This is a genomic window from Candidatus Solirubrobacter pratensis, assembly GCF_000425945.1.
In the GTDB taxonomy this organism is placed as follows: Bacteria; Actinomycetota; Thermoleophilia; order Solirubrobacterales; family Solirubrobacteraceae; genus Solirubrobacter; species Solirubrobacter pratensis.
Window position 1 is genome coordinate 302,885 of sequence record NZ_AUEK01000008.1, and the last position, 12,843, is coordinate 315,727.

General features: G+C 73.3%; 12 protein-coding genes. 2 read left to right on the top strand and 10 right to left on the bottom strand.

Annotated features, from left to right (window positions below; genetic code table 11):
* Nucleotide 1 precedes the first annotated feature (1 nt).
* A complete protein-coding gene (locus tag H958_RS0111925; RefSeq protein ID WP_028058844.1) occupies nt 2-796 on the bottom strand; it encodes an MTAP family purine nucleoside phosphorylase in 795 nt (264 codons plus the stop codon).
* A 27-nt stretch (nt 797-823) separates the two neighbouring features.
* On the opposite strand from H958_RS0111925, the gene H958_RS36665 reads away from it, so the two are divergent.
* Nucleotides 824-1,450 (top strand): DedA family protein, encoded by a 627-nt coding sequence (locus tag H958_RS36665; protein WP_051324134.1) that lies wholly within the window; start codon nt 824-826, stop codon nt 1,448-1,450.
* Here H958_RS36665 and H958_RS0111935 read toward each other — a convergent pair.
* On the bottom strand, nt 1,396-2,364 hold the full coding sequence (locus tag H958_RS0111935) for a LacI family DNA-binding transcriptional regulator (RefSeq protein ID WP_196807319.1): 969 nt from the start codon (nt 2,362-2,364) through the stop codon (nt 1,396-1,398). The genes H958_RS36665 and H958_RS0111935 overlap by 55 nt on opposite strands.
* A 227-nt stretch (nt 2,365-2,591) precedes the next feature.
* On the opposite strand from H958_RS0111935, the gene H958_RS0111940 reads away from it, so the two are divergent.
* Nucleotides 2,592-5,093, top strand: coding sequence for a glucosidase family protein (locus H958_RS0111940; RefSeq protein ID WP_196807320.1), 2,502 nt, complete (start codon nt 2,592-2,594; stop codon nt 5,091-5,093).
* Here H958_RS0111940 and H958_RS0111945 read toward each other — a convergent pair.
* The 8 genes from H958_RS0111945 to H958_RS0111980 all read right to left on the bottom strand — a co-directional run bounded on the left by H958_RS0111945 (nt 5,090) and on the right by H958_RS0111980 (nt 12,840).
* Nucleotides 5,090-6,340 (bottom strand): PucR family transcriptional regulator, encoded by a 1,251-nt coding sequence (locus tag H958_RS0111945; RefSeq protein ID WP_028058847.1) that lies wholly within the window; start codon nt 6,338-6,340, stop codon nt 5,090-5,092. The genes H958_RS0111940 and H958_RS0111945 overlap by 4 nt on opposite strands.
* A gap of 33 nt (nt 6,341-6,373) precedes the next feature.
* Nucleotides 6,374-6,604, bottom strand: coding sequence for a hypothetical protein (locus H958_RS0111950; RefSeq protein ID WP_028058848.1), 231 nt, complete (start codon nt 6,602-6,604; stop codon nt 6,374-6,376).
* Nucleotides 6,601-8,184, bottom strand: a complete 1,584-nt coding sequence (locus H958_RS43240) for a VTT domain-containing protein (RefSeq protein ID WP_051324135.1) — start codon at nt 8,182-8,184, stop codon at nt 6,601-6,603. Before H958_RS43240 ends, H958_RS0111950 begins: the two co-directional genes overlap by 4 nt.
* Nucleotides 8,181-9,035 (bottom strand): 4-(cytidine 5'-diphospho)-2-C-methyl-D-erythritol kinase, encoded by an 855-nt coding sequence (locus H958_RS36675; RefSeq protein WP_051324136.1) that lies wholly within the window; start codon nt 9,033-9,035, stop codon nt 8,181-8,183. Before H958_RS36675 ends, H958_RS43240 begins: the two co-directional genes overlap by 4 nt.
* Nucleotides 9,032-9,856 (bottom strand): 16S rRNA (adenine(1518)-N(6)/adenine(1519)-N(6))-dimethyltransferase RsmA, encoded by an 825-nt coding sequence (gene rsmA / locus H958_RS0111965; RefSeq protein ID WP_028058849.1) that lies wholly within the window; start codon nt 9,854-9,856, stop codon nt 9,032-9,034. The genes H958_RS36675 and rsmA overlap by 4 nt, the downstream gene beginning before the upstream one ends.
* A complete protein-coding gene (locus tag H958_RS0111970; RefSeq protein ID WP_028058850.1) occupies nt 9,853-10,602 on the bottom strand; it encodes a TatD family hydrolase in 750 nt (249 codons plus the stop codon). Before H958_RS0111970 ends, rsmA begins: the two co-directional genes overlap by 4 nt.
* Nucleotides 10,599-12,110, bottom strand: a complete 1,512-nt coding sequence (gene metG, locus H958_RS0111975) for a methionine--tRNA ligase (RefSeq protein ID WP_028058851.1) — start codon at nt 12,108-12,110, stop codon at nt 10,599-10,601. The genes H958_RS0111970 and metG overlap by 4 nt, the downstream gene beginning before the upstream one ends.
* A 109-nt stretch (nt 12,111-12,219) precedes the next feature.
* Entirely contained in the window at nt 12,220-12,840 is a 621-nt protein-coding gene (locus tag H958_RS0111980; protein WP_028058852.1) for a LysE family translocator, read from the bottom strand.
* Nucleotides 12,841-12,843: the final 3 nt, after the last annotated feature.

Consider the following 12,843-nt stretch of genomic DNA (forward strand, 5'->3'; position numbering starts at 1 on the left):
GCTAGCCGCCGATGCGGTAGACGATGCCGGGCGCAGCCGGGGCCGCCTGCGCCGCCCGCGGGACCGCGTTGGCGAGGACCTCGGCGAACGCGGCCGTCGACGCGGCCATCATCTCGATCAGCGTCTCGACGGGGGTCGCGGTCTCGCTGACGCCGTTGGCGTAGTCGGTCAGGAAGCCGAGCAGCGCGTACGGCAGCTCGGCCTCACCGGCGAGGACGGTCTCGGGTCCGGCGGTCTGTGAGACCGCGGTGACGCCGGCGGCGGCCAGCGTGCGGATCTCGGCGCGGGTGTTGAAGCGCGGGCCGTCGACGTGGCCGTAGCAGCCGCCGTCGCGGATCGCGACGCCGGCCTCCCCGGCGCCGTGCAGGAGCGCGCGGCGCAGGTCCTCCGAGAACGGTCCCTCGTAGATCCAGTGGCCGCGGTCGCGGGCGCCGGGCTCCGTGAAGAACGTGCACAGGCTGCCGTCCGGCAGGCGGTTGGCGAGGAAGTGGAGGTCGTCGAAGCAGACGAGCGACCCCAGCGGCGCGGCCGGATCGACCGCGCCGCAGACGCTGACGGCGAGCACGCCCGTGGCGCCGAGCTGCTTGAGCGCGGCGATGTTCGCGCGGTGCGTGACCTGGTTGGAGAGCCTGACGTGTCCCGCCTGGTGGCGCGAGATGTGCAGCACCTCGGCGCCGGCGAACGTGCCGCGCGAGACCAGCGCCTCGCCCCACGGCGTGGGGACGGGCTCCGGCGCGGCGCCGTCGAAGCCGGGCAGCGCGTACGTCCCCGAGCCGGTGATGATCCCGATGGGCATCGCGGCGAGAATCTATACATTCGGCGGGTGGCCTTCGCGGCGTTGATCGACATTCCGGCCAACGTCGGATACGTGGCCGTGTTCGCGCTGATCGCGATCGAGACCATGGGGATCCCGGTCCCGGCCGAGACGGCGCTGATCGCCGCCGCGCTGCTCGCGCACAAGGGCGGCATGGACATCGGGACGCTGATCGTGATCGCGTCGGCGGCCGCGATCCTCGGTGACAACGTCGGCTTCGCGATCGGGCGCCACTACGGGCGACGGCTGTTCCTGGCCCGCGGCCCGCTGCTCGCGCACCGCCGGCGGCTGCTCGAGGTCGGGGAGCCGTTCTTCGCCAGGCACGGGCCCAAGGCGGTGTTCCTCGGCCGCTGGGTCTCGGGACTGCGGATCGCGTCGGCGTGGCTGGCGGGGATGAACCGCATGCGCTGGCCGACGTTCGTGTTCTGGAACGCGCTCGGCGGGATCGCGTGGGCGACGAGCGTCGCCCTCTCGATCTACCTCCTCGGGAGCATTGCCGAGCGCGCGATCTCGATCGCGGGGCCGGTCGCCGCAGGCCTCGTCGTGATCCTGCTGGCCGGATTGCTCGTATGGCGCCGGCGTCAGCGGCGGGCGGTCGACGCGCGCGCCACGAGCGCGGGCGCCGAGGGCGAGTAGGCCGGCGCCGGCTCGCCGGCGATGGCCGCCAGCAGCGCGGCCGCCGCGGCCGCGCCGAACTCGCCGTAGTCGACGCGGACGGAGGTCAGCGCGGGCGAGGCGAGCGCGGCGAGCGGGGAGTCGTCGAAGCCCGCGACCGAGAGGTCCTGCGGAACCGCCAGGCCCGCCTCGCCGGCGGCGGCGACGACCGCCATCGCGAGCGGGTCGCTCGTGCACACGACCGCGGTGAGGGCCGGGGCGCCGGCGAGCACCGCGCGCGCCGCCGCGGCGACGTGCTCCGGCCGCGCGTGCACGGCTCGCCCGGCCGCCTCGCCTGCGGCCTCCCGCCAGCGCGCCAGCCGCACCTGGACGTGCTCGTACTCCGCCGGCCCGCCGAGGAACCCGATGCGCTCGTGGCCGAGCTCGCGCAGGTGCGCGACCGCGGCGTCCATCCCCTCCGCGTGCCGGGTCTCGACCCACGGGAACGGCGACTCCCCGGCGGGGTGGCCGGCGATCACCACCGGCGTGCCGGCCTCGGCGAGCAGCTCGAAGCGCGCGTCGGGGACCTCGACGTCGGTGAGCACGAACCCGTCCACGCGCCCCTCCGCCGCGAGCCGCTCGTAGGCGTCGAGGGCCGGCCCGGCCGGGACGAGCTGCAGCAGGAGCGCGTAGCCGGCGGGCGCGAGCGTGCGCTCGAGTCCGGCGAGGAAGCGCACGAAGAACGAGTCGAGCTCGATCTGGGCCGGGTCGCGGGCGAGCACGAGCCCGATCGCCCGCGCGCGCGCCTCGGTCAGCGCGCGGGCGCTCGCCGACGGGCGCCAGCCGAGCTCGCGCGCGGCGGCGAGGATGCGCTCGCGCGTCCCGGGCGAGACGCCGGGGCGTCCGTTGACCGCGAAGGACACCGCGGCCTGCGAGACGCCCGCGCGGCGCGCCACGTCCGCGATCGTCGGCCGCCGCCGCGGCGCCCCTGCGCTCACCGCGCCGTTCCCGGCCCGATCGCCCGCCGGCGCGACACCCTCGCCGGCGCCCTCAGTGCGTCAACGCCGCGCACCGGTGATTCATCCTCGCGCATCGCGGGTACCGTACCTCGAGCTGAAGCGCTTAAGCGAACGGGAGGTCTGCCGAGATGCGTTGGAGGAACGCACTCGTACTCGGGGTCGCGATGACCCTGGTGTCGGGGACCGCGGCGCGCGCCGCGGATGAGGTGTCGACGAGCGACCGGCTCCAGGACCGGCGCGAGATCGCGAGCGGGACGCGGGCGTACTCGGTCGGCTTCGAGGACGGCCGCTTCTACGCCAACGGCTGGCACATCACCGGCGAGATGGGCGGCGTCTGGACGCCGCCGATGAAGATGCTCGACGGGATCTGGTTCGGGGTCGGCGACCAGTGGGCCGGCCAGGCGACGAAGTTCACCAGCGGCAAGGGCTACGTGCGCTACGACCTGCCGCCGCTGAGCGGGCTGAGCCTGCGCCGCACCGACTTCGTCCCCGACGGCCGGCGCGCCGCGCTGTACGGGCTCGAGCTGAGCAACCCCGGCGGCACGGCCAAGACCGTCACGGTCAAGGTCGACGCGCACTCCGAGCTGATGGGCTCGTGGCCGTGGGGCACCGATCCGAACCGCGGCACGCCGGACGCGAGCGCCAACATCCCCGACAAGGGCGCCTACAGCGACGGCGCCCTCGTCTTCACCGACGACGGCTCGCTCGGCGACGGCGCGCCTGAGCACCACTACGCTGCGCTCGTCGCCTCCGACCGCACGCCGGCCTCCGGCGAGGCGGCCGCGACCGGCGGCGGCTACCGCGGGCCGCAGCCGGGGAAGGTGTGCGCCGCGAGCGACGGCACGTCGATGCCGAGCGCCTGCGACGACGGCCCGTACGGCAAGGGCACCGGCGGCGAGCTGCGCTACAGCGTCACCGTTCCCGCCGGGCGCAGCGCGACCGTGTGGGTCGCCGCGGCCGGCTCCGACCAGGGCCTGGATGCCGCCCGCCAGGAGCTGGCGGCCGCCGTCAAGGACCCGGACCGGCTGTTCGCCCAGAAGCTCGCCTCGCGCGCCGCGCTCGCGAGCCGCTCGAAGGTCACGCTGCCCGGCGACCCGCTGCTGCAGGACGCGGTCGAGTGGGGCAAGCAGAACCTCGCCGACGCCACCCAGACGGCCGAGAACCTGCAGATCCGCTGGACCAACCAGGGCAAGCAGCAGTTCCCGCCCCCGCTCGGCACGGTGAAGTCGGCCACGTGGTTCGGCGCCGGCTTCCCCGACTATCCGTGGCTGTTCGCGACCGACGGCGAGTACACCTCGTTCGCCGGCCTCGCGCTCGGCCAGTTCGAGACGGTCGAGTCGCACCTGCGCGCGCTGCGCGACGTCTCGGACATCCTCAACGACCGCTCGGGCGTGGTCGTCCACGAGGCGGTGCAGGACGGCTCGATCTACTTCGGGCACGACTCCAAGCAGGCCAACGGGACCAACGACTTCAACACCGACGAGACGGTCAAGTTCCCGAGCATCGTCGCGCTCGTCTGGCGCTGGACCGGCGACGATCGCTTCCGCGACGAGATGTACGACTTCGCCAAGCGCAACCTGCTCTACGTGCGCGACCACCTGGACGCGGACGGGGACGGCTGGCCCGAGGGCTCCGGCAACGTCGAGCGCACCGGCATGGGACCGGAGAAGCTCGACAACGCCGTCTACTACATCCGCGCCCTGCTGGACCTCGCCGACATGGCGAAGTCCAAGCGCGACGCCGGCACGCTGGCGTGGACGACCCGTACGGCGCGCGACCTGCAACAGCGCTTCGAGTCGACCTGGTGGAGCGCGGCGAACAACCAGTACGCCGACTCGCTGACCGACGGCAACGCGCAACTGTTCCAGAAGCACTGGATCGGCCAGGTGCCGATGGAGGCCGAGCTGGCGGACGGCTCCGGGCTCGCGAGCACCGAGCACGGCCGGACGGCGCTGGCCGGGCGCGAGAACTCCACCTACAGCGGCGACCGCCCCTACAACCAGGGCCTCTTCCACACCGGCCGCGGCGGCGGGGCGGACGGCAAGGGCGACTTGTCGATCTTCTCGCTCAACACCTCGATCCAGGCCGTTGGCGACGGCAACTACGGCCGCATGGGCGCCGGGCAGCAGCAGCGCTACACGGACGCCAACGCCGAGACGATGTTCAGCGAGCCCGCCACCAACGGGACGCCGGACGAGCAGCCCGGGGCGATGCCGGAGATCCTCCCGTCGGAGGGCTTCGGCAAGAACATCGACCGCTGCTGGACGTGCCGCTCGATGTTCCTGCAGGCCTGGGGCACCTACGGCACGGCATGGCCGGTGATCCACCAGCAGCTCGGCGTGCGCCCGGCGCTCAACGCCGGGAAGCTCGCGATCGTGCCGCAGATCCCCGACGGCCAGCCGAGCGTCAAGGGCGAGGACATCCGCCTCGGCGGCGGCTCGGCCACGGTCATCGGCGCGCGTTCGGGCAAGCGGTACTCGACGCGCGTCTCGCTCGAGCACCTGCGGGTCAAGCTCACGCTCGGCGTGACGCTGCCACCCGGCTCGACGGCGTCGTCGGTCTACGTCGACGGCCGGCGCGTGAAGAAGTTCGCCACGGCGACGACCGACCGCGGCGTCGAGGTGACCGTCAAGGGCGGCCGCTCGCTCACAGTGAACGCGGGCTAGCGGTCCTTCGCCTCGCGCCGGACGCGCCCGCCGCCGGCTCCGGCCTCGGCGGCGGGCCCGCTCGGCGCGGCGATGCCGAGCACGCGCATCGCCTTCAAGCCGAGCCCGAGCTTCTCGCGGCCGTCGGTCGAGGCGACGTCGAGGCCCGAGAGGTCGCGCACGCGCTCGAGCCGGTAGCGGACCGTGTGGCGATGCGTGTAGAGGCGGGCGGCGGTGCCGGCGACGTTGCCGTCCGCCTCCAGGAACGTCTCGAGCGTCTGGACGAGGTCGGTCTCGTACTGGTCGTCGTAGGCGACCAGCGGGGCGACGGTCTCCTCGTAGAAGCGCTGCAGCTCGGCCGGATCCTCGCTCATCGCGGGCAGCAGCAGCCGGTAGGCGCCGGTGTCCTCGAACGCGAGCACCGCCGGGCCTTCTCCGCCCGCGGTGGCGACGTTGGCGGCCAGCAGCGCCTCGTTGCCGGCGCGGTAGAGGTCGACCGGGTCGTGCGCGACCCGCGAGTGCCCGACCGCGAACCGGAACCCATGCACGGACGCGTGCAGCTCGCGCGCGATCCCGTCGGCGACGCGCCGCAGCGCGGCGTCCTCGGCCGTGGGCAGCAGCACGACGACGTGGCCCGACGGGTTGGCGGGATCGTCGACCACCGCGGCCAGCGACCCGGGCGCGCCGGCGCGGGCAGCACGCTCGGCGGCGGCGAGCACGCGCGCGCGCCAATCCTCGTCGGCGGGGGCGAAGTGGTGCGCGCGTACGACGACGACGGCGCCGCCTTCGCCCAGCCCGGCCCCAAGCTCCTCGCCGCGGGCCACGATGTCGCCGCGATCGGTCACGCGGCGCTTGAACAGCGCGCTCAGGAACGCGGCCTGCGCGGCCTCCGATGCGCGATCCGGCGCGCGCAGGCGCTCGACCTCGGACGCCATCATCGTCGTCGCGATCCGCAGCATCGCCGGCGGCAGCGACCCGCCGCCGCGAGCCCGCATCCGCAGGCGGCCGACGATCTCGTCGCCGACCCGCAGCTCGTGGGTCTCCACCCCCGCCGCGTCGCGCATCAGCGCCCGCTCGTCCGCCGTCGAGCGCGCGGCGACCGCGAGCACGGCGCTCGAACGGTCGATCAGGACAAGCGACGCATCGAGCGCGCGGGCGGCGGCTCGAACGACCTCCGGGAGTCCGAGGCCCGCCTCGACGGCGTCGGAGATGGCCTCGAGAGCACCGAGGTCAGGCGCCGCCGCCTCCTTGCGAGCGGGCTGTGACACCCGTCCAGTCTAGTTCAGCGCGGGCTCCGGGGCTCAGCCCAGGCGGTCGCTGAAGTACCACAGCGCCGCGGCACCCACGCCCGCGCCCGCGAGCACGAACGCGGCGAGGATGTAGACGCTCAGGAACGTCGCCATCACGCGGTCGCGCAGGCGCCAATACGACTTCCACGCCGGCACCACCACGAGCGTGAGCCAGGCGATCAGGGAGATCGCGCCCGCCGCTCCGGCGATGATGTAGGTCTTCTGATCCTCGTTGAGCGTCATCTCGCGACGCGGCCATTGTGACGTACGCGCCGCGTGAACAGCGCGAGGATGCCGACCAGCGACCAGATCGCCACGCCCAGCGCGACCCCGGCGAGCACGTCGGTGAGGTAGTGGGCGCGCAGGTAGACGCGGGTGATCGCGACGACCGCGACGACGATCACGGCGACCGTCACCGCCGCGACGCGTCCGGCCCAGCCGACGCCGCCGCGGACGAGGACGGTGGCGCACGCGACAAGCGTCACGGCGTAGCAGGCGTGGCCGGAGGGGAAGCCCGAGAGGTCGGTGTGCACCAGCGCGCCGGGCGGCCGCGGGCGGTCGTAGGCGGCCTTGGCGATGTGCACGGCGGCGTAGGAGGCGGCGAGGCCGAGCACGAGCGCCCCCGCCTCGAGGTGGCGCCGGCGCATCAGCGCCCAGCCGCCGGTCAGGACGACGGCGACGACGGCGACGACGAACGTGCCGAGCGTGGTCACGACCTTCGCGACCTGCACCAGCGCGTCGGCGTTCAGCCGGCTCGCGACGTCCTCCGCCCAGCGGTCGATCCGCGGCTCGCCCGGCTCGAGGATCGCATCGCCGAGCAGGAAGAAGGTGAACGTCCCGACCGCCAGCAGCGCCAGCATCGTCGTCAGCTCGAGCCCGAGGTTCCCGGGTGTCAGGCGCTCGGCCGAGAAGCGCGCGGTCATGTCGGCGACGGCGGCGGCGGGCCGGCCGATCGTCCGCCATGCCGGCCGCGCGAGCTTGACGACGGGGCGCCAGCCGCGCCGGTCGGCGCGCTCGTCCAGCCACCCGGCGACCCTCGCCCGCGCCTCGGGATCGCGGCGCAGGCGGATCAGGGCGACGATGATCGCGATCACCACGACGAGCGTCCCGAACGCGAACAGGCCACGGCTGACGTACGTGGTCAGCTGGTTGATCGAGCGCCAGAACAGGAAGCCGAGCACGCAGAACGTGGTCGACCACGCTCCCGCGGCGAGCACGTCGTAGGGCAGGAAGCGGCGGAACGGCATCTTCGAGGCGCCGGCGATGAACGGCGCGATCGGCCGCACGAAGCCGATGAAGCGGCCGATCAGGATGGTCACGCCGCCGCGGCGCTCGAAGAAGCCCTCGACCTGGTCCAGCCGCTCGTCGGTGATCTTCAGGCGCTCGCCGTGGCGCAGCAACCACTGGCGGCCGAGCCGGCGGCCGAGCTCGTAGGACGTGACGTCGCCGAGGACCGCGCACGCCCATACGATCGCGATCAGGACCAGCAGCGAGATCTGCCCCTGTCCGGCGACCAGGCCGCCGACGATCACCGCGGTCTCGCCGGGCGCGATGAAGCCGAGGAACGCGCCCGTCTCGGCGAACGCGAGCAAGCCGACGACCAGGTAGGTCCACTGCCCGAGCCGCTTGCCGGCGTCCTCGAGCACCTTCTCGAAGTTCGGCAGGTGGATGATCCCGACGCCGATCAGCACGAAGCCGGCGATCGCGATCAGCTCGACCACCTGGAACCAGCGCTGCTGCTTGTGCCGGCGGGTGATCAGCCACCCCGCGAGCGCGACTGCGGCGAGCAGCCAGGTGAACTTGATCTGCGCGGTGACGATCATGCCGCGACGGCGCGGTTGTACCCGGCTTCGCGCAGGCGCGCCGCGACGCGCTCCGGATCGGCGGCGCGGCCGAAGACCGTCGGGCCGGATCCCGTCACCATCGGGTGCTCGGCGCCCTCCTTCTCGAGCGCTTCGAGCGCGGGGTCGATCGCGCGGCAGAGCCTGCGCGCCGCCGGCTCGAGGTCGTTGACGAGCGGCGGGTCGTGGCCGGCCCTGATCCGCGCGGCGGCCTCGGCGAGCTCCTCGTCGCTGCGCGCGGCGCCGAGGATGTCGAACGCGCGGTAGACCTCCTTGGCGGTGAGCGCCGCGTCGAGCGGCACGATCACGAGGGGCAGCTCGGCGCCCGCGACCGGCTCGACGTGCTCGCCGGCGCCGGTGACGAGCGCGCGGGTGTCGTGCAGGAGGGCGGGGACGTCGGCGCCGAGGCGCATCGCGAGGTGATTCGGGACGGGGATGCCGGAGACCTGCCCGGCGAGGCGCAGCGCGGCGGCGGCGTCGGCCGAGCCTCCCGCCATGCCGCCGGCCACCGGGATCCGCTTCGCGATCGAGATGCGCTGGGGCGCGCCGTCCCAGCCCGTGGCGGCGCGGAACTCGGTGAACGCGCGGAGAGCGAGGTTGTCGCCGTAGACGCCGGGGCAGACGACGAGGTCGCGGACTCCGGACGCGCCGTCGCGGCGCCGCGCCGCGGCCTCCCGGCGCGCGATCGCCACGATCTCCTCCGGCGACGCCGGCTCGATCGTCACCTCGTCGGCGAGCGCGGTCGGCTGGAACACGGACACGAGCGGATGCAGGCCGTCCGTGCGCGGCGCGCCGACGAGCAGGCACAGGTTGACCTTGCCGCGCGCCTTCACGCGAGCCGCTCCCACAGCGCCCGCCATTCCGGCGGGGAGAGCGTCTCGGCGCGGGCGTCGGCGGGGTGGCCGAGCGCCTGCAGCGCCTCGCGCACGCGGTCGCGCAGCTCGTTGCTCCCCCCGGGCGAGAGCGCGAGCGAGCGGGCGAGCGCCTTGCGCCGGTGCGCGAAGCCGTGCTGCACGAGGGCGCGCAGCTCCTTCGGGGCCGCGGGGCCGTGGCGGCGGAGCCCGACGAGCACGGAGTCGACGTTGGGCACGGGCGAGAAGACGTTGCGGGAGACGGGGCGCAGCACACGTACGTCGGCGGCGAGCTGGGCGATCACGGAGGGGACGCCGTAGGCCGCCGTCCGCGGCGCCGCGGCGAGCCGCTCGCCGACCTCGCGTTGCACCATCGCCACCCACAGCATCACGCTCTCCAGCTCGAGCGTACGGATCAGGACCGTGGCCGCGACGCCGTACGGCAGGTTCGCGACGACCTTGGTCGGATGGGGGTCGAGCGCGGCCAGGTCGAGCTTGACGGCGTCGCCGACGTGCAGCGTCGTGTTGGCGTGCGGGTCCAGCGCGTCGCGCAGCGCGGACTCGAGCGTGCGGTCGATCTCGACGACGTGGACGTGCGCGGTGCGCTCGGCGAGGTACTCGGAGAGGACGCCGAGGCCGCCGCCGACCTCGAGCACGACGTCGTCGCCCGAGAGCTCCGCGGCGCGGCCGATCACGTCGAGGATGTTCGAGTCGACCAGGAAGTTCTGGCCGAGCTCGCGGTTGGGGCGGATGCCGAACTGCCTCAGCCGCCGCAGGCTCGGCTGCGCGGGGAGCTCGCTCACCAGCCGAACAGGGCCGCCGCGTTGGCGTCGACCGCGGCCTCCAGCTCGGCGTAGGCGATCCCGCGGCGCTCCGCGATGAAGCGCGCGGTGTGCGCGACGTACGCCGGACGGTTGCGCTCCTTGCGCAGCACCTGCGGCGTCAGGTAGGGGGCGTCGGTCTCGACGAGCAGGCGGTCGAGTGGGACGCGTTCGGCTGCATCCGCCAGGTCCGTCGCCTTCGGGTACGTCACGTTGCCGGCGAACGAGATCCACCAGCCGTGGTCGAGGCACTCCTCGAGGCGATCGGGCATCGAGAAGCAGTGCAGCACGACATGCAGGCCCCGCGCGTCGCGGGCGAGCGCGGCGATCGTGTCGTCCTCGGCCGCGCGCGTGTGGATGATCAGCGGCTTGCCGTGCTCGCGCGCGATCCCGATCTGCGCGGCGAACGCCTTCTCCTGGTCCTCGCGCGGCGCGTAGTCGCGGTAGTAGTCCAGGCCGGTCTCGCCGATCGCTCGGCAGTTGGGGTGGGCGGCGAGCTCGCGCAGCTGCTCGGTGACGGCTTGGTCGTAGCCGGTCGCCTCGTTGGGATGGCGCCCGATGGCGGCGAACACCTCGGGGTACGTCTCGGTCGCCGCGAGTGCGCCGGCGCACGACTCGGCATCCATGCCGATCGTGAGGATGCGCGTGAGGCCGGCCTCCCTGGCCTCGGCCACGAGCTCGGCCTCGGGCGCGGGCCCGCGATCGAGGTGGGTGTGGCTGTCGTTCACTCGGGCTTGGGGAACAGCGGGGGCAGCTTCTCCACAGCCTGCCCGCCGGGGTGCGATCCGAAGTCCGAGAGCTGCGTCTCAGGCGTGCCGAGCGCGGTGAGCAGCTTCGTCGTGGACTCGGGCATGTACGGGTGCAGGAAGACCGCGACGACCCGCAGACCCTCGGCGAGGCTGCGCAGCGTGCGGTCGAGCTCGTCCGCCTTGGCCTCGTCCTTGGCGAGCTGCCAGGGCGCGCGCTCCTCCACGTAGCGGTTGAGTCGGCGCACGCGCGTCCAGATGCGGTCGAGCGCCTGGGTGATCTCCGCCTGGTCGAGCAGGCCGGTCACGTCGGCGTGGAGACCGGCGAAGTCCGGCTCCAGCTCGGGATCGACGCCGACCGCGGGCACCACGCCGTCGCGGTAGCGGCCGATCATCGCGAGGGTGCGGCTGGCGAGGTTGCCGAGCTCGTTCGCGAGCTCGGACTCGTAGCGCTCGCCGAACGTGACGGTCGAGACCCCGCCGTCCTGGCCGAACGAGACCTCGCGGAAGCAGTAGTAGCGCAGCGCGTCGGTGCCGAAGCGGTCCATCACCTCGAACGGATCGAGCACGTTGCCGAGCGACTTGGACATCTTGTGCTCGGACCCGCTCGCGTCGCGCATCAGCAGGTAGCCGTGGCTGAAGACCTGCTGGGGAAGCTCGATCCCTGCCGCCATCAGGGTCGCGGGCCAGTAGATCGTGTGGAACTTGAGGATGTCCTTGCCGATGATGTGGAAGTTCGCCGGCCAGAACGCGTCCGTCAGGTCCGTGCCGTCCTTGGCGAACGAGAGCGCCGTGTAGTAGTTCAGGAGCGCGTCGAACCAGACGTAGAAGACGTGGCCCGGCGCCCAGGGGACATCGATGCCCCAGGTGATCTTGGAGCGGCTGAGGCTGATGTCCTGCAGGCCGCCGCGGATGAAGCTGAGCGCCTCGTTGTAGCGCTGGCGCGGCCTGACGAACCCGGGGTTGTCGACGAAGAGCTGCTCCAGCCGGTCCTGGAACGCGGAGAGCTGGAAGAACCAGTTCTCCTCCTGCTCGCGGTCGAGCGCGATCTTGTGGATCGGGCACGTCTGGTCGGGCCCGACCTCGGCCTCGGTCTTGAAGTCCGCACAGCGCGGGCAATACCAGCCCTCGTACATGCCCTTGTAGGCGTAGCCGTTGTCGTAGACCTTCTGCATCACGTCCTGGACCCGGCGCTTGTGGCGCGGGTCCGACGTGCGGATGAAGAAGTCGTTGGACGCGTTGATGCGCGGCATCAGCGCCTCGAAGCGCGCGGCGTTGCGGTCGGCGAGCTCCTTCGGCGTCACGCCCTCGCGCTCGGCCGCCTGGGCGACGGGCTCCCCATGCTCGTCGGTGCCCGTGAGGAAGAACACCTCCTCGCCGCGCTGGCGCATGTGACGGGCGAGGATGTCCGCGCCGATGGTTGAGTACGCGTGCCCGAGGTGCGGGGCCGCGTTGACGTAGTAGATCGGCGTGGTGACGTAGAAGCTCATGCGCGGCGTCGAAGGCTAGAGGGTGGCATCAGCTCGGCCCGCGGGCTCGCGTCGCCGTGAGCGATCGCCCACAGGGCGATTCTCCCGCGCCCGGGGCTCGGAGCGATCCTCAGTCGCGCAGGGTGCGGTAGGCGAGCAGGCCGCCGAAGGCGACGAGGCCGGCTCCCGCCACGCCGTCGACGGCGCGCAGCATCCGGTCGCCCACGAAGCGGCCCGCGATCGAGACGCCGCCGGTCAGCACGCACATCCACGTCAGGCTGCCGAGCCCGACGCCGGCGAGCAGCGCGAGGACAGTGGCGCCCTTGGCGGCGCCGGCGGTGGAGGCGGCGGCGAAGATCGCGGCCCATGAGATGATCGTCAGCGGGTTCGAGGCGGTCGCGCCGAGCGTGGTGACGAACGCGGAGCGCGGCGTCGCGAGCTCCTCGCGCGCCTCGCCGCCCATCCGGATCCGGAACGCGGACCAGAGCGTCTTGGCGCCGAGGTAGAGCAGCACGGCGGCCCCGATCACGCCCGCGGCGAGGCGGACCGGCTCGAAGCTCATGACGCCCGCGGCACCAGCCGCGCCCGCCGCCGCGTACAGCGTGTCGATCACGGCCACGCCGGCGCCGATCGCCAGCCCGACCGCGATCCCGTTGCGAAGCGTCGACCGGATCGCGAGCAGCGAGATCGGGCCGAGCTGCGCGGCCACGGAGGCGCCGAGGCCGAAGCCGATGATGAGCGCGGCCAGCATCGC

What these genes read in the sequence shown, in the direction of transcription:
- H958_RS0111925 (WP_028058844.1), bottom strand. Translation starts at nt 796, where the DNA reads ATGCCCATCGGGATCATCACCGGCTCGGGGACGTACGCGCTGCCCGGC.
- H958_RS0111940 (WP_196807320.1), top strand. Translation starts at nt 2,592, where the DNA reads ATGACCCTGGTGTCGGGGACCGCGGCGCGCGCCGCGGATGAGGTGTCG.
- H958_RS0111950 (WP_028058848.1), bottom strand. Translation starts at nt 6,604, where the DNA reads ATGACGCTCAACGAGGATCAGAAGACCTACATCATCGCCGGAGCGGCG.
- H958_RS43240 (WP_051324135.1), bottom strand. Translation starts at nt 8,184, where the DNA reads ATGATCGTCACCGCGCAGATCAAGTTCACCTGGCTGCTCGCCGCAGTC.
- metG (WP_028058851.1), bottom strand. Translation starts at nt 12,110, where the DNA reads ATGAGCTTCTACGTCACCACGCCGATCTACTACGTCAACGCGGCCCCG.
- H958_RS0111980 (WP_028058852.1), bottom strand. Translation starts at nt 12,840, where the DNA reads ATGCTGGCCGCGCTCATCATCGGCTTCGGCCTCGGCGCCTCCGTGGCC.